The organism is Candidatus Thiodiazotropha endolucinida (genome assembly GCF_001715975.1).
GTDB lineage: Bacteria > Pseudomonadota > Gammaproteobacteria > Chromatiales > Chromatiaceae > Thiodiazotropha > Thiodiazotropha endolucinida.
In genome coordinates, this window is sequence record NZ_MARB01000010.1 from 132491 (window position 1) to 148743 (window position 16253).

Here is a 16253-nt window from a genome sequence, read left to right on the forward strand (position 1 = left end):
ATCCATATCCAGGTTACATTTTTGCCTGCGCCAAAACCTCTTCCGCAAAATTTTCCTGTTTCTTCTCAATACCCTCACCAACCTCGAAACGGGTATATTGGATGATCGAGGAGGCGTTGCTCTTCAGCAATTTATCCACGGTAGTATCCGGATCCTTGACAAAGGCCTGACCAAGCAATGTGTTTTCAGCCAGGTACTTACGCATACGACCATCCACCATTTTGGCAACGATCTCATCCGGCTTTCCACTCTCCTTTGCCTGAGCGGTTACGATATCGCGTTCCTTGTCGAGCAGATCCTGTGGCATCTGCTCAGCAGAGAGACAGATTGGATTGGTAGCCGCAATATGCATAGCCAGATCCTTGCCAAGTGCCTCATCCCCACCGTCAAGCTCCAGTACGACACCAATGCGTGAACCGTGTTGATAGCTCGAAAGCTTACCGCTACTGGCATGGATACGGGAAAAACGACGTACGTTCATATTCTCACCGAGCTTCGATACCAGCGCTTCGCGGGCTTGATTCACTGTGGTGTCCTCACCCTCGTGCAGCGGCAGTTCCATCAATCCTGCAACATCGTCTGCCCCACCAGCCAATACCCGCTCGGCAACCGCCTTTGCAAATGAAGTGAAATTGTCATCTTTTGCGACAAAATCCGTTTCGCAGTTAACCTCAACCATTGCTGCCTGACCGCAGTCTTCGCTGAAGCTGATGACAATCACCCCTTCAGCGGCAATGCGCCCGGCCTTTTTGGCCGCTTTGGCCTGCCCGGATTTACGCATCTGCTCAATAGCGGCATCGATATCACCATTGGTCTCAACCAGTGCCTTTTTGCATTCCATCATGCCTGCGCCTGTACGTTCGCGCAGCTCCTTAACCAGAGAGGCTGTAATCGCCATAGTCTGTCTACCTTAAATAATTAAGCTGAAATTTGATAATTGCGGAGGCTGGGATATGGACATCCACCAATCGCCAGCCGGTAGCCCCGAGCTTAGTCACAGCTTCAGGAACTGCCTTCCGATACCTCTACAAACTCTTCATTGCCATTGCCGCCAACCATGGTTGCGGCACTCGCACGACCTTCGAGAATGGCTGCAGAAGCCCCTTGTACATAAAGCTGAATTGCTCGAATAGCATCATCGTTGCCGGGGATCACATAATCGATACCATTAGGGTCATTGTTGGTATCAACCACACCTATAACAGGAATACCCAATTTACGCGCCTCGGCCACGGCATTTTTCTCGTGACCAACGTCAATGATAAAAAGCGCATCAGGCAGGCCATTCATGTTCTTTATTCCACCCAGGCTCCGCTCGAGCTTTTCCAGCTCTCTGCTCAATCCCAGGGTTTCCTTTTTGTTGAAGCGTTGCTCAACGCTTCCGTCTTCAAACATGGCCTCCAGTTCTTTCAGCCGCTTGATAGACTGCTTGATGGTCTTGTAGTTTGTCAGCATACCGCCCAACCAGCGATGGTTGACATAGGGCATGCTGCAACGATCTGACTCTTCCCGAATCACATTCTGTGCCGCACGCTTGGTTCCTACGAAAAGAACTTTACCGCCGTTGGCGGAGAGGGACCCGATGAAGTTCATCGCATCCTTGAATAGTGGCATGGTCTTTTCAAGATTGACGATATGAATCTTGTTGCGATGACCAAAGATGTAGGAACCCATTTTGGGATTCCAATAGCGGGTCTGATGCCCGAAGTGCACGCCAGCCTCAAGCATTTGGCGCATTGATACTTCACTCATGAGTGACTCCTAATTGTATCGGGTTATACCTCCACATATCCCATGACCCAACCATAAGAGACTGATTTATAAGTAATTATTACTTATAATCACGACATCTTCCGGCACCCAGGCCCATGTGTCGATATGTGTGTGTCGTTTGCCGCCGTTAATACCCTAAGTCTTACAGCGGATTTAGTACACCGAAGCGTTTGCGATTCGGCGGGGCGTTTTATACCATAACCTGCTTGTTGCGACAATCGCGCCGAACCCCCCTAGCCCCTTCATTTCCCCGGATTTTTAAGCATTTTCAAATGGGTATCACAATAAAAACCGCCGAAGAGATCGAAAAGATGCGTATCGCCGGAAGACTGGCGGCTGAGGTATTGGAGATGATCGTTCCTCATGTCCAACCTGGCGTGACCACACAGGAACTGGATCGCATCTGTCATGAGTTCATCGTAAATGAACAAGACGCCATCCCGGCACCGCTCAATTATCGAGGATTCCCCAAATCGATCTGTACCTCGGTGAATCAAGTCGTCTGCCATGGCATACCCGGAGAGAAGAAGCTGAAAAAAGGGGATATCGTCAATATCGACATCACTGTCATCAAAGACGGATACCACGGTGATACCAGTAAAATGTTCTGTATCGGTCAACCATCGGTGTTGGCCAAACGTTTGGTTGAAGTAACGCAGCAGGCGCTCTGGATCGGTATAAACAAGGTCAAACCCGGATGCCATTTAGGTGATATCGGTCATGCCATCCAGACCCATGTGGAGGGCTACAATTACTCAATTGTACGTGAGTACTGCGGGCATGGTATCGGACGTGAGTTTCATGAGGACCCCCAAATTCTCCACTATGGGCAACCCGGTACGGGTGTCGAACTTAAGCCGGGGATGTGTTTTACCATCGAACCCATGGTGAATGCCGGTAAACAACAAGTGAAACTCAAACCTGACGGCTGGACAGTGGTAACCAAGGATCGTAGTCTCTCGGCACAATTCGAACACACCATACTGGTCAAAGATAATGGTTTCGAAGTACTCACACTGCGAGATGAAGAGCGCGGAAAATCCCGTCCATGGGATCAAACTGACTGAATAATGATCGATTTCGCGTCACTGAATCAGGCATTCGCAGAAGATGGCTCTCCCATTCAGCCATGCAAGGTCATACTCAAGCACTATAAGGAAGGTGTTGAAGAACGCTTCTCAACTGGACAGACCCCCATCAGCAAACTAGTCGCCGAACGCGCTCAGCTAATCGACGAAATCCTGATCCGTGCATGGAATCGCTATCTGGACATCTCCATTGAAGCCTGCCTGGTTGCCGTTGGGGGATATGGGCGTGGTGAGTTACATCCGGCTTCTGATATAGATCTGTTAGTCCTACTAGACCATGAGGATCTGTTTGAATCTTTCAAAGAACCTCTCACACAGTTTCTTACCCTGCTCTGGGACATCGGCCTTGATGTCGGCCACAGTGTTCGAACTATTGACGATTGCGTTCGAGAGGCTGATCAAGACATCACTGTTATGACCAATCTGATCGAATCCCGTCGCCTGGTTGGTTCGGCACGTCTATTCAGTCAAATGCTGGAGGCCACCGGACCTGGGCGGATGTGGAACAGCCATGACTTCTTCGAGGCCAAATGGAACGAGCAACGCATTCGCCACGCCAAACACGATGACACTATCAGTAACCTGGAACCGAACATAAAAGAGAGTCCCGGAGGCTTGAGGGATATTCATATGATTGGGTGGGTTGCGAAACGCCATTTCAAGACCAAGAGTTTGCATGACTTGGTGGAACACGCCTTCCTCACGGAAGCCGAGTATCATACCCTGATCGAGGGACAGGAGCATTTATGGCGGGTAAGATTCGCGCTCCACTTGCTTACCGGCCGCCACGACGACCGATTGCTTTTCGATCATCAACGCACACTCGCTTCATATCTGGGCTATGATGCAGACCATGCCAACATGGCGGTCGAGTGCTTCATGCGCGACTACTATCGCACCGTAATGGAGTTGAGCCGTCTCAATGAAATGCTGCTGCAGCATTTCCAGGAGGATATTCTTTTCAAGAATGAACTGGGTGAACCGGTTTCCGTCAATAAACGCTTTCAAAAACGCGGCTACTTTCTCGAAGTCACCCATAAGAATATATTCAAGAAATATCCTACCGCCCTTTTGGAGTTATTCTTGTTAATGCAGGAAAATCCCGAGTTGAGAGGAGTCAGAGCCAGTACGATTCGCCTTGTACGCAATCATACCTATCTGATAGACGAAAGATTCCGCCAAGATATACGCGCACAAAGCCTTTTTATGGAGATCCTGCGCCAACCGTTTGGTATTACCAGCGCCCTTAGGCGCATGAATATTTATGGCGTACTGGCAGTCTACATACCGATATTCGAAAATATTGTCGGCCGAATGCAGTATGATCTCTTTCATGTCTATACTGTTGATGAACACACCCTCATGGTGGTTAGGAATCTGCGGCGCTTGACCACGGAAAAGTATGCTGAAGAGTACCCACTCTGCAGCCAGTTGATGAGCACCCTTCCCAAAGAAGAACTTATTTATTTGGCAGCAATATTTCATGATATTGCTAAGGGACGGGGTGGCAATCACTCAGAGCTGGGGGCTATCGATGCCTATGATTTTTGCCGGTTACACCATTTAAGTGAATATGACAGCCACTTGGTCGGTTGGCTTGTACGGAATCATTTGGTTATGTCTATGACCGCCCAACGCAAAGATATCACCGATCCAGAGGTGGTACAGGAGTTCGCATCACTTGTAGGTGACCTCAACCGATTGACTTATTTGTACCTGCTTACCTTTGCAGACAGTAGAGCGACAAACCCTGCGGCCTGGAATTCCTGGAAAGACTCACTATTGCGTGACCTGTTCAATGCGACACGCCGGGCCCTGATCAGAGGACTGGATAATCCACTTGCACAGGATGAGTTAATAGATGAAAAAAAATCAGCCGCGTTGCATCAATTAACGTTACAGAATATTCCAACCGAAGCTATCAGTGATTTATGGGCGACCTTTACCAAAGAGTACTTCCTCACTCACTCTCCAAATGCCATACAACGACATACGAAGGCAATCATTGATACTCCAAAAAGTGCACTGCCCTTAATACAGATGCGCCAGACGGAAAAGCGTGGCGGAAGTGAAGTGCTGATTTATTGCTTGGACAGGGATAATCTTTTTGCTGTTACGACTACGCTGCTTGATCAACTGGCACTATCAATTGTCAATGCAAGGGTAATGAGTACATCCGACGGTCATTCTCTTAATTCATATCTTGTACTGGAGCAGGATGGCAGTCCGGTGGAAATAGGTCAACGCAGCGAAGAAATCATTGACACACTCACTGACGGCCTTCGCTTGGAAGGTACCCAGCCATTCAAAGTAACTCGGCGCATTCCCCGAAAAAACAAGCATTTTGATCACGAGACGTTTATCTATTTTACCCAAGAACCAAAACTGCAAAGAACAACCATGCGTCTGGTCACATTGGATCGACCAGGCCTTTTGTCGAATGTTGGTCAGGCTTTCGCCGAGTGCAAGATTAGACTAAAGCACTCCAAGATAACCACTCTCGGAGCACAAGTAGAGGACATATTTTTTATTACAGACAGGGATAATCAACCAATCCTGGATGAAGAGAAATTGAATTGCCTGAAAAACACAGTAGTGGAGAAAATGTCGCAATAGTTATGTGAAATATAACTCTTCAATCTACATTATATTTTCTTACAATATGCTTTTTTTAAACAAAGTTGCGCATTTTCAACGTAACATCAACACATAATTTGGCCGGCAGAATATTAGAATTCACTAATTTATTTTTAAATATTCCATTTTTTTGTATTTTTTACGTTTTATCGAAATTTTTTTACTATATGGGTATGTTTCACTGATTTCTGAACATTCTATGTGATATTAATGTCTCTATAGAATCAAGGGAGCTTCACCGTATGTATCACAAGCTTTTTATTATCGTAAGCATATTTAGTTTTTCATTTTTATTTCAAGGTTGTGGCGGCGGTGGTGGTAGTTCTGGCGGCGGTACGCAGGAGCCGGTTACCTTTACTGCTTACACAGATCTTTCATGGATTTCTCCTAAAACACGAACAGATGGTAGTTATCTCATATCAACCAGTATTGCCGGTTATAAGGTCTACTATGGCAATGATAATGATAATCTAAAGCTTCTTGTTGATATTCAAGGTACTGGAATCGATGAATACCGTATTGGTGTGCCAACTGCTGGAAGTTATTTTTTTGCGATAGCCGCTTATGATACACAAGGAATAGAAGGCGAATTATCTAATATTGAACTTAAGGATGCCATCTCCTTCGATGATTAATTCTTCTTATATTATCCTGTTATTTTACTAAATTACTTATCCATTGCCTGCTCTCATGGAACCAGGGCTTTATATCCTTTATGCTGAGCACCTCATAATGCTGGTTTTTACTAAATGGTTTGAGTATGTTAGCAATAACTTTCCATTTGGGACCATAATCATCGGGTAGTTTTAATTGGCTTCTGCTTTTTATTAGTAACATTAACAATAAATCTATATCACCCCACAACCATCTCGTTTTAACACCTATCTTATAGTTCGTTGCGTCACCAACATCTATATTCTGAAAAATATTTACAAGGATATTTGGGAAATCCACTCCCGCATCTATTGCCAGTTGTAAAGATCCCCAGAATCTGCCGTTAATTTCCATAAAATAGGGTATATCTTTTTCATCATCATATTTATATTCAACCATTGCCACGCCATGCCATTTTATTTTTTCTAATAATGTTTGGCTGTATCTATCTATATCCGGATCTATTTCCACACTTTCCCTTAGAACACTTACACCGCCAGATGGTGGCTTTTCTCTAATTCTTCGATGTAAAAATTTAGCGACACACCTTCCTTTATCATAACAATAGAAAGCACCGATACCCTTTCCCCTTACTCTCTCTTGTAAAATCACGGGAAATACTTCGCTATTCGTTTTCTCTAAAATTGATTGCAGTTCGTCATGACTGCCTGCATAAGTTACACTGGTAAATATCCACTTCCCATCTATCATGACCCTTGAACGCGATGGCTTTACGACGACTGGATAGGGAATTTTCAGATTCTGTAATGCTATGTCGTTTTTTGACACTATTATGTGTGATAACGGTACGGGAATCTCCAACTCTACTGCCTGCTTCGTCAGCTCACTTTTATTTGCAGCTAACTTCATCGTGTTATCATTTGCCAATTGCGTTATATTTTTGATTACCCCATCCTTCACCATATTTGAGATGGGAAAAATGCAAATATCCGTAACTGGGATTACCAAATCTATTTTTAAGATATCGATAATTTCCTTTATTTTATGACAGAATTTACCATATTCATTTACAGGGTCCGGATATAGAACTGCATCAATACAATACTTCGATCTAGATGCCAATGATGGCTTGACCCTTTCTCCGACAAATAAATTATATCCTTTAGAACCCAATGATCTCGTTACCGCAAGCGCAGCTCTGCTGTTGCCGTCGGTCACTAAGATATTCTTTATTTTTTTCATTACTATAATATTTTGATTAATATTTTAATAGCTAATATCTTGTTTCAAGTGCTTATACATTACTTCCTTTTATACATCAGTCATGCTGTCATTTCTTCAATGATATTCTTAATATTTTCTCTATCGTTATTATTGATAAATGCATACGTTGGTAATGTAATTAGCTGTCTTGAAATCTCTTCAGCACCCTCGAACTCACCAGGATTGACCAGAAACTTATCTATTTCTATCAATAGATTAAGTGATTTTGGATAGGATTTCGTAATTCCGTACCTTTTTGCATGAGTTAGGATAGCTTCCCTTTTTTCCTTTTGTGTTATTTTTATTGGATATCTTAAATAAACAGGCATGCCGTGATCTGATTCATTAATTTTGCTTATTGTTTTACTCACCACAATATTATTTTTGTACCATCGTCCGTTCGCTATCCTCTTTTCTGCTATCTGATTAGACCTTTTTATTTGCATTAAAGCTATTGGCGCTACCAGACGTGAATATTTTTTGATCTCGATGATTTCCTCGTATCTGGTTTTACCAAGGTTCAGAAAAGGTAGAGAGGCTGGTATCCAATAGAGTAATGGGTTGAGAAAAAGATAGTATATAATAACCTTAATCGCGGTCATCAGGTTATCTCTAATAGAATTATCCAGCGTTTTGCTGTAATAACTGTCTATTATTTCTGCCAATTCCGAGTTATTTGTAATGATACCGCCTCCTTCAATTGATGTGATATTTTTTCCCTTGTCAAAACTGTATAGGCCTACTGATCCGAATGTGCCAACTTCTCTTTCTAGGTATTTAGCATTGAATGATTGTGCGGCATCATCAATCATATAAACGCCATTTTCGCTAGCTATCTCCTCTATCTCCTCTATCTCCTGCAACTGATTGGGAATGCCATATAAATTCGCTGATATAATGCACAATACATTTGCAAATGGCATATTTTGTAATTTGGTAAGATTGTAAGATAATGTATTTGGATCTACATCACAAAGTCTGACTTTTAAACCTGCATTCTGGATGGAACTTGCAACAGAGTAACATGTATATGCCGGTATAATGACTTCATTTATTTCTGCCTTATTTCTCAGTTTCTTTAATGACTTGAGCAGTACGGTCATAGCACCACGTCCTGTAGTAAAGAGATAAGTGTGATCAACATTAAACCTATCCCTCAACTGATTATTGATGTCCCTCCTCTTATCTACAAAAAAAGCATTGCAAGCTAACCAATACAGTATTTCTTTAGTTGTGATTGGTGATCCACTTGGCGGAAAATACTTGAACACTTAACATTCCTTATGGGATGTTTTTAGCTATTAATGGACCGATGATTTGTGTTATTTTCAATGGTAATATTCTCCAAATCTTTATCAAATATTTGTATTTAGGATTTGAAGGATTTAGATTTGGCATTTTTTCGATGGAATTCGAGTGGTATTGCCAATATAATTGTTTTGTATCTGCATTCCATTTTTTCTTGAATGACTCACCACCTGAGTCTGTACTCGATCTCCCGAGATGATATGTTTTAAAACCTCTCTCACAGGCATCTTTTATCATTTCCCAATATAAAACGTAACTGGGTTGATATTGCCTGTATTGGTTATCCAAACCAAGCCACATGCCTTCAACAATATCTTTATAGTAGCCGTTAAATGCAGCAGCTACAGGTGTAGCATCTTTGTAAGCTATAAATATAGTATAATCACTTTTGAAATATTGAGTTATTTTTTTGAAATATTCAATAGAATAAATAGGTGTTCCAAGATCTCTCCAGGACTTCGAGAGTATTTCGTAGAATGGCTTCAATAATTCATCTCCACCTTTCTTAACTGTTATACCGTTCTTATATACCCTTCGTATATTTGTCCTGTGCTTTGATTTAAATCCATTCCACAGTGTTTCATAATCGTCATCGAGTTTAATTGTAAGTGATATCTTATTTTTAGATTCCTTCATATTTATGACAGAAGGCTTTTGACTTCTCACTTCAAGATACTTCGCACCTATTTTATTTGTTAATTCACATGCATATTCCATCAACTTTTTTTCAATTTCAGTAGAGTTTGCACAGCAGGAACCATAATTAACAAAAGGCATTGAACATAATATGTGGCCGAAGATCATACTTTTTAGCGATACCAGTGGAAGCACCCCCACTATTTGATTATTGATTTCAGCAACAATATTATATACAGAATGTTTGAAATAGCCCTTATTTATAATCTGCCATTCATAAAGTTGATATAGGCATGCTTGATCGTTGGTCTTTAGATAGCCATTCCATTCATTGGAATTTTCTTCATTAGTACTATAGATTTTTACTGATATATTCTTATTTATCATTTTGTGGCCATGTTTATCTAGAATTCCAGTATGTACATTTTTTATTTTACTGTACTTAACATCTGTTTCTTTGTCATAACCATTTAAATTCAATAAACAATATTTACTCTTTTAAATACACTGAGAAGGTTACTCATCATTATTTTAAAATATCCCTATAAGTGTTGCCAGGAAGACCGGTTTGTTATCTGCAACTGTATCATTAATATTGATTCTTTTTAGATTATATCTGTTGCTACTCTCATCCACATGGCCAAATTCAGTACCGAATCCATACATATATCCCTCACTCCTCGTCACATCACCTATCACATCATTATAGTCTCCATTAGGATATGCAATGGATTTAACAACTGCTTGGAGATTATTTTCGATTGATGTTTTAGATTTTTCTAACTCCGAAATTACTTCTTCCCTTGCAAGTTCAGTAAGTATTTTATGACTACAGGCATGTGAACCTATTTCTATACCGTTTTTATCTAATTCCCTTATTTGATCCCAAGTCATATGTTTATCGACATAAGATCCATCACCATAGTCAACTATTTCTAAAAACTCTTGCTTGATTTCCTCAAGTTGCTTATAAGTTCTTGCCTTTAAGGATCTTACATAATCAATTATCGCCGATTGCTTTTTGGATCCTTCACTCTTGCATATCTCATCAATCCCATATTTATTCAGTAAAGCTCTTGACTTATTTGAGTCAAGCTTGCTTGCATGCCACATTAAATAGCCTAGCTTTTCTTGCCAAAATGTTTTATTTGTTGAAATATAGTCTAGAGGAACAAATACAATTGCAGGGCAATTATATTTCATAAGAATAGGATACGCATACTCATAGTTATCCCGCCAGCCATCATCGAAAGTAATGAGACACCTTGGCTCACATTCCTTATCACCATTAAGCAGCACTCTAGTGTCAATGACTTTAAAATATTCACATATAACACTTAGATGCATATCGAAATTTGCAGGATCCACCAAAATCGCTTGGTGTGAAAAACTTTTATCACGTAGATTGACGGGCAGTACACGATGATACGTCAGTATAACGGTCTTGTTTGACAGCTTTTTTTTAAGAATATAACCTGTCACACCCGTGTAGTAAAAGATGTAGGAAACCACCTTTTTTGTGAGCTTGATAATGGTTGAGAATAATTTTCTCATGTTCCTTAAGGATAAATTTAAACTTTTTTGCGGAATATTAAAATATTTCCAAAAGCTGGACCTGGTAATTTTATATATTTAAACCAGACTTTGTTGATGAAATGTATGGATTTTTTTAAAATTGTTGTAGGTACCACCCAATACATCTCGCTGAACTGTCCTGCTCTTCTTGATTGCAACTCCATTCCATGTTTTTGAAATTCATTAATCAGCCATTCTATATTTGCCTGCCTTGTCATTAGGCGCCCATCTTCAGTTTCTTCCCAATTTTCTATTCCTGCATTCTCGATGTTGACAACGGCCCTTTCTCTTCCTAATAAATTTTTTAGAAACCTCAATGTTCTTGTCTGTACAGATTTCATATTGCCTTCACTTATTGCCAAAATCCCTCCTTTCTTTACTATTCTAGATAGTTCTGATATTGCTTTGTCTACTTCTGGAATATGCATTAGCACACCCCAACAAACAACTTTTGAATAAGATTCATCCTCAAATGATAATTCTGTAAGATTCTCACACTTGAGTTCTATTTCGCTGTCATAACGGGTTCCGATCAGTCCTTTTCTTGCCAGCTCCAAGGCAGAATCTGAGAGATCAGTACCGACTACTTTGTATCCTCTATCTACGAGGTTTTTCGATTTTGCACAACTACCGCACCCCGCATCCAAAACAGTATCACCCTCTATCTGTGCGAACGAATCTCTTATAAAATCAAACGCCATATTGTAGAATTTTTCGTTATCGGGTGTCCTATAATTATCTACCCACTCGTCGTGGATTGAATGACGTTGCAGTGTTTTTTCTGCGTCATTAGAATTGTGCATATTCATCATTAAATTTCTCAAATCGGTTATTATAAATAGCCGTAAAACGAGAATTATACACTGTATATATCCCGCCACATTAAATAATTAACAGATGTCCAAAGTAACTCTGAAGCATCTTTCTTTTCTGTAACATGCATTTGATAGTGATCCCTCACAAAATCCATGTCAATATTTTCATCACTCTTTGTATCGTAAAGAACATCTTTGACAGTTTTACCTAAACCATTCTTTTCCTTTATCCAATTGGAAATAGGAACGCCAAATCCCGATTTTCTGCGGTAGATAAGATCTCTAGGTAAATATTTTTCTGCGATCAATTTTATTAACATCTTAGTATTATTTTTTTCTATTTTTACTGGTGATGGTATAGAATTCGCAAATTCCACAAGCCTATAATCTATAAACGGGACTCTTGCTTCCACACTGGCCCCCATACTCATCTTATCTTGCCTATTGAGTATTGATACCAAGTAAGTCAGTTGATCCTGTATCGACACCATATCCATGGTTTTTTCATAATTCATCATTGATGCGGTAACATATTTACGGTAATCAAGACTGTCTATACCATTGCGTTTCATTGCGCTGTCGACCACGTCTTTTTGATTGACTGCAGAATTGAGCATCAGCAACGAATTTTTATCCAAACTCGAAAAATCACTCAGTTTTTTCAGTCTATGGTCGGATATTATAGAAGCCAGTATTTTTAAAATGGGTGATGTAATCCAGGATATTCCTCGTATTTTATTCAGCAATTCTGGAATCAAGTACCTGGGGTAACCAAGAAATAACTCATCAGCGCCTTCACCGGTTAATACAACAGTAACGTTGTGCTTGGCAAGTTCACTCAATGCTAGAATATGTACGGAATTTGAGAAATGAAGTGGTTCGTCATTAAGCATTATAGATCGCCTGAGCAGGCTAGCGAATTCATCACTGTTAAGCACCAGTTCGTGGTGTTTTGTACCATATTTATCAGATACCAGTTTTGCGTATTCAGATTCATCGTAATTTTTTTCATTAAATCCGACAGAGAAGGTATTCATGTTGTCACCGGCAATACCTGCAGCTATTGCTGTGACAAGGCTTGAATCTATCCCACCACTACAAAAAGTACCTAACGGTACTTCACTCATTAATCTGATTCTTATTGCGTCCTGAAGTAGTGACTCAATGCCCTCCAGTGCTGCAAATCTATCAATTGTGCTGTCCTTCGGTATATCAAAAAGATTCCAATAGTTTACTATCTGTGTGTTACTGTCTTTAATAACCATGTAATGGCCAGGCAACAGTGAAAACACATTTTCAAACATCGTGTTTTCACCGGCCACGCTCCTAAACATAAAATACTCATATATTGATTTATTATTTATTCGGCGCTCAACATCACCATATTCCAATATTGCCTTAATTTCAGATGAAAAGTAGAAACCTGTTTTTGTTTTACTGTAGTAGAGTGGTTTTATGCCCATTCTGTCTCTTGCTAGAAAAAGTGATTTATCATTTTCGTTATAGATAGCAAAAGCAAACATTCCATTTAGGTGATTCACGCATTCATAACCATACTCTTTATACAAATAAACAATGACTTCTGTATCTGATGTAGTATTGAATTTATAACCCTTCCGTTCTAATTCTATCTTCAATTCTTTATAATTGTATATTTCTCCATTAAATACTATCCAGTATTTCCTGGTGTTGTCAGCCATCGGTTGGTGTCCGGTTGACAAACCAATAATACTAAGCCTTCTGTGTGCGAGGCCAACAGCACCGGAAATATAGAGGCCACTATCGTCAGGGCCTCTATACGTAAAAACGTCTCTCATAGAAGACAGTCTGTTTTTATCGACCGCTTTAGACGAATCCAAGTAAAGTACACCTGCAATACCACACATATCTGTATAATCCTGTTTATATATTCAGATCGATTTCTGATATGACCCACTTAAATTTTCCAGTTGACGTTCGCTCAAGTTCGTCTACGGTTTGTATATTAATTGAAGTGTCCTTACCTAAACGTTCTGACAGGCCACGTACCAATGCATTCTTATCGTCATCAGTAAATGTCGCATCCACTCTCAACTTTACAGTGATACCACTCAGATCTTTTTGTACTATTTGCGATTCCAAAATGGAGGTTAATGGTTTGAACGGGTGTGTGAGAACGGAGGGAGATATCAGTCTTCCATCCTTAAGAACCAATGTATCTTCAGCTTTTGTTGTCACATCATGCAATAGGTAGTGTGCTCTACCACAAGCACATTGATCATTTTTTATGGCAGACATATCATTAGTTTTATAACGGATAAGGGGCATTGCATAGTTGTGAAGTGATGTTGCTACAATTGCCCCGGTTTCTCCGAACTCTAGTTTTCCGCCCCCACTGTCACATATTTCTGTAATACCATACTCCATCCCGATGTGGCCACCGGCGTGGTGATCGCATTCAGTGGTAAACAATACACGTTCTGCTGATCCGTAATAATCATACACTTTACAATCAAAGCTCTCTTCGATTGTTTCTCTTTGAAAATCGTACAAAGTTTCTGAAGAAGTTAATACTGTATCTAATTTTAATTTTTCACCAATGTTTTTCAGGTATTTTGCCAATATATAAACAGTTGATGGGTAACCATCAAGCGTCTTCGGTGAAAACCTGCGAAGCTCATCCAGATAATGCGGGATATTATCAGGTTTTAAGTGGAAGGAGGATAACAATAGCTGGTTATGGTAGTAATTATATCTCCAGAATGGTGGTTTTAATTTATTTAGAGGAACTATAATATTTCCCCTGATTACGGCTACCCTATCACCAAACTTCCCAAGATTAACACCCGCCCAGCTATACTGCCTGTCTAACATAGCATAGTTAAAATTGACGAGATTTTTACTGTAGCAAATCTCAAGCGGAGAACCTGTAGTACCGCTCGTATGCCCTTTCTCAACCTTATTAAATTTAAATTCATCAGATAATAAAGAATTAAATTTTTCCTTGATCAGTTCCTTTGTCAATACCGGTAATTTCTGTAGATCATCTGTCGTTTTTATGTCAGACGGCTTCAGCTTATAGTTTCTCATTAAATTTCTGTAATACTCGACATGCTCATAGCTATATTGTATGAGCTGAGTAAGCATTTTGTTTTGATATTCTATTAGTTGTTGTTCACTATACCACTGACTTTCTTGAAGAAATCTTTTTACTTTTTCATATTCACCTCCATACCTCTTTCTATCTAACAGTATACTGTACCCGGTTACCGCAAGACTCTGCACTGAGGCTGGTAGTGCGTCATATAGATTCTTGAATGGCGTATCCATAATATCGATTCAATTAAACCTAATGAATTATATTTTTGTACGCCTTAATCAATTCTTCAGCAATAGAAGGCCAGGCATACCTCTCTTCAGCAAGTTTTCTTGCCTGACAGCCTAATTCTTTTCTTTTTTCATCATCATTGATTAGTTCTATGATACTGGACGCAAATCCTTCAGATGTATCCTCTAAATATATGTTTGTACGGTCAGTAACCTCTATACCTTCACTACCTATTGATGTCGACACAATAGCCTTTCCCTGGGCCAGGGCATCTAACACTTTGAGTCGTGTACCGCCGCCCACCCTTAGTGGCACCACATAGATGGCAGATTTAGCGACGAACGGTCTGATGTCGTCGACATACCCCAGGACTTTAATTCCATTATCCTCAGAAGCAATATTGATCAGTTCTCTAGGTGGATCCTGCCCAATGATATAAAATTTAATATCGGGTATCTTCATTTTTACCAAAGGCCAAATGTCACTAATCAAGTACATGACCGCATCTTTATTCGCAAACATATTCATACCACCGGTATATATTATTGCCTGTTCTTCCACTTCCCGGCGGTCTTCAAAATAATTAATATCGACTCCATTCGGAACGATTGCTGTCTTTACACCAGGTGACATTTCCTTTAATTCGTCTGCGTCAGTGCTGGACATCATTACATTGACAGGGTATTTAGAACTCCCCTGAGCTTCATAATTCCTCAATTTTTCTGACTGTTTTGCAACGTAATATCTTGCAAACCAATTCGACTCGACTTTCGATCTTCTTGCCATCAAAGATGACTCAATATTATGGTGAGTTACAATACATGGAATGTCTTGTACCAAATCCCTGTATTTTGAGAGTCCAACCGTATCAATATGTACAATATCAATATTGTTCTTTTCTATAATTTCGAGCATTTTATCTCTGAAACCACTGCTTTTGTGGGCAAGAACACTAAAAGGCAGTGGATAAAAGAAGCAGATGAAAAATGCCAATAACTTATGCATTTTTGATTGCTTAGGCCACAATTTAAAATAGTGTACTTCAGTGCATATCTTTTTCAGTTCGACCATGCTCTCATCGAGTAGTGACTGACTTGCAATTGTATCTGGGTGGTGAAATGCAAGAAGATATACATCATTATCTTTACCAATCTCACGAATGATGTTATACCCCCTTTGCAAAACTCCACCATGAGGTGGATAAGGTATGATTTGCGACAAAAAGAGAATTTTCAT

Annotated in this window: 13 protein-coding genes; 3 read left to right on the forward strand and 10 right to left on the reverse strand. The window is 40.2% G+C overall.

Annotated features, from left to right (window positions below; translation table 11 throughout):
• Positions 1-13: 13 nt before the first annotated feature.
• Both tsf and rpsB read right to left on the reverse strand, forming a co-directional pair.
• On the reverse strand, positions 14-898 hold the full coding sequence (gene tsf, locus CODIS_RS10340; RefSeq protein WP_069124732.1) for a translation elongation factor Ts: 885 nt from the start codon (positions 896-898) through the stop codon (positions 14-16).
• A 104-nt stretch (positions 899-1002) separates the two neighbouring features.
• On the reverse strand, positions 1003-1737 hold the full coding sequence (gene rpsB, locus CODIS_RS10345; protein WP_201259024.1) for a 30S ribosomal protein S2: 735 nt from the start codon (positions 1735-1737) through the stop codon (positions 1003-1005).
• A 308-nt stretch (positions 1738-2045) separates the two neighbouring features.
• Between rpsB and map the strand changes: the two genes are divergently transcribed.
• From map to CODIS_RS10360, 3 genes are all read left to right on the forward strand, one after another.
• Positions 2046-2840, forward strand: a complete 795-nt coding sequence (gene map, locus CODIS_RS10350) for a type I methionyl aminopeptidase (RefSeq protein WP_069124734.1) — start codon at positions 2046-2048, stop codon at positions 2838-2840.
• 3 nt (positions 2841-2843) lie between these two features.
• Positions 2844-5477: a [protein-PII] uridylyltransferase gene (gene glnD / locus CODIS_RS10355; protein WP_069124735.1), complete on the forward strand. Its 2634-nt coding sequence runs from the start codon at positions 2844-2846 to the stop codon at positions 5475-5477.
• A gap of 263 nt (positions 5478-5740) precedes the next feature.
• On the forward strand, positions 5741-6133 hold the full coding sequence (locus CODIS_RS10360) for a hypothetical protein (protein WP_069124736.1): 393 nt from the start codon (positions 5741-5743) through the stop codon (positions 6131-6133).
• Positions 6134-6152: 19 nt separating this feature from the next.
• Here CODIS_RS10360 and CODIS_RS10365 read toward each other — a convergent pair whose 3' ends face one another.
• The 8 genes from CODIS_RS10365 to CODIS_RS10400 form a co-directional block, all read right to left on the reverse strand.
• On the reverse strand, positions 6153-7355 hold the full coding sequence (locus CODIS_RS10365; RefSeq protein ID WP_069124737.1) for a carboxylate--amine ligase: 1203 nt from the start codon (positions 7353-7355) through the stop codon (positions 6153-6155).
• Between the two features lie 80 nt (positions 7356-7435).
• Positions 7436-8647, reverse strand: coding sequence for a DegT/DnrJ/EryC1/StrS family aminotransferase (locus CODIS_RS10370; RefSeq protein ID WP_083220679.1), 1212 nt, complete (start codon positions 8645-8647; stop codon positions 7436-7438).
• A 10-nt stretch (positions 8648-8657) separates the two neighbouring features.
• A complete protein-coding gene (locus CODIS_RS10375) occupies positions 8658-9800 on the reverse strand; it encodes a FemAB family XrtA/PEP-CTERM system-associated protein (RefSeq protein ID WP_069124739.1) in 1143 nt (380 codons plus the stop codon).
• 51 nt (positions 9801-9851) lie between these two features.
• On the reverse strand, positions 9852-10874 hold the full coding sequence (locus CODIS_RS10380) for a polysaccharide deacetylase family protein (RefSeq protein ID WP_069124740.1): 1023 nt from the start codon (positions 10872-10874) through the stop codon (positions 9852-9854).
• Positions 10875-10891: 17 nt separating this feature from the next.
• Entirely contained in the window at positions 10892-11707 is an 816-nt protein-coding gene (locus CODIS_RS10385; RefSeq protein ID WP_069124741.1) for a class I SAM-dependent methyltransferase, read from the reverse strand.
• Between the two features lie 44 nt (positions 11708-11751).
• Positions 11752-13596, reverse strand: coding sequence for an asparagine synthase (glutamine-hydrolyzing) (gene asnB, locus CODIS_RS10390; RefSeq protein WP_069124742.1), 1845 nt, complete (start codon positions 13594-13596; stop codon positions 11752-11754).
• Between the two features lie 16 nt (positions 13597-13612).
• Positions 13613-15019, reverse strand: a complete 1407-nt coding sequence (locus CODIS_RS10395) for a phenylacetate--CoA ligase family protein (protein ID WP_069124743.1) — start codon at positions 15017-15019, stop codon at positions 13613-13615.
• Positions 15020-15038: 19 nt separating this feature from the next.
• Positions 15039-16253, reverse strand: coding sequence for a glycosyltransferase family 4 protein (locus CODIS_RS10400; protein WP_069124744.1), 1215 nt, complete (start codon positions 16251-16253; stop codon positions 15039-15041).

Excerpts from the sequence above, each read along its gene's own strand:
- tsf (WP_069124732.1), bottom strand. The coding sequence starts at position 898 with ATGGCGATTACAGCCTCTCTGGTTAAGGAGCTGCGCGAACGTACAGGC.
- rpsB (WP_201259024.1), bottom strand. The coding sequence starts at position 1,737 with ATGCGCCAAATGCTTGAGGCTGGCGTGCACTTCGGGCATCAGACCCGC.
- map (WP_069124734.1), top strand. The coding sequence starts at position 2,046 with ATGGGTATCACAATAAAAACCGCCGAAGAGATCGAAAAGATGCGTATC.
- glnD (WP_069124735.1), top strand. The coding sequence starts at position 2,844 with ATGATCGATTTCGCGTCACTGAATCAGGCATTCGCAGAAGATGGCTCT.
- CODIS_RS10360 (WP_069124736.1), top strand. The coding sequence starts at position 5,741 with ATGTATCACAAGCTTTTTATTATCGTAAGCATATTTAGTTTTTCATTT.
- CODIS_RS10365 (WP_069124737.1), bottom strand. The coding sequence starts at position 7,355 with ATGAAAAAAATAAAGAATATCTTAGTGACCGACGGCAACAGCAGAGCT.
- CODIS_RS10380 (WP_069124740.1), bottom strand. The coding sequence starts at position 10,874 with ATGAGAAAATTATTCTCAACCATTATCAAGCTCACAAAAAAGGTGGTT.
- CODIS_RS10385 (WP_069124741.1), bottom strand. The coding sequence starts at position 11,707 with ATGATGAATATGCACAATTCTAATGACGCAGAAAAAACACTGCAACGT.
- asnB (WP_069124742.1), bottom strand. The coding sequence starts at position 13,596 with ATGTGTGGTATTGCAGGTGTACTTTACTTGGATTCGTCTAAAGCGGTC.
- CODIS_RS10395 (WP_069124743.1), bottom strand. The coding sequence starts at position 15,019 with ATGGATACGCCATTCAAGAATCTATATGACGCACTACCAGCCTCAGTG.
- CODIS_RS10400 (WP_069124744.1), bottom strand. The coding sequence starts at position 16,253 with ATGAAAATTCTCTTTTTGTCGCAAATCATACCTTATCCACCTCATGGT.